We start from the raw sequence: 610 nt of genomic DNA, 5'->3' as shown, positions 1-610 counted from the left end.
AATTTCAATGAAAATCCATACCATTCTCACTTAATGAACTCTAGCTCAGAATTAACATTGAATTTAAGATTTAAATAATGAGCTCAACATGTTTGGTGTACGGTGGATTTTATTGGAATAATTGCACTTATTTATTAAATACGTCATACAATAAAGCCACCTAATTTGGTGACTTTATTTTTATATATCATCAAGTTATTTTCATTGTTATTTACGCAAATAAATATTTTGCGTGAAAGTTTAAATGATTGTCTATAAAGCTCGATATAAAGTAATAACTGTGGTCGTAGCCAGATTGCATTCTCAGATTCAATTCTGAACCGTGTTGTTTTGCTGCGGCTAATAAGACTTCCGGTTTGAGTTGCTCACTCAAGAAACCGTCCGCATCGCCTTGATCAACCAAAATTGGTAAGGGTGATTTTTCTTTCTTCAAAAGCTCATTTGCATCGTATTGCTTCCAACTTTCGATATCAGTGCCCAAGTATGCGGTGAATGCTTTTTGTCCCCACGGACACTGCATTGGGTTGCTGATTGGGCTAAATGCTGAAATCGAGCGGTATAGTGTCGGATTCTTCAGGCCAATGGTGAGCGCACCGTGTCCGCCCATGCT

The 610-nt window shown here is 37.5% G+C and carries 1 protein-coding gene; it reads right to left on the bottom strand.

The window, feature by feature from the left end:
• Positions 1-211: 211 nt before the first annotated feature.
• Positions 212-610, bottom strand: a 399-nt coding sequence (locus R7Q48_RS28800) for an alpha/beta hydrolase-fold protein (RefSeq protein ID WP_318133759.1), incomplete at its 5' end; no start/stop codon positions are given.

The sequence above is a fragment of the Vibrio sp. 378 genome, assembly GCF_033339435.1.
Note: the sequence above shows the minus strand (reverse complement) of the source record. Positions and strands in the feature narration are given on the sequence as shown.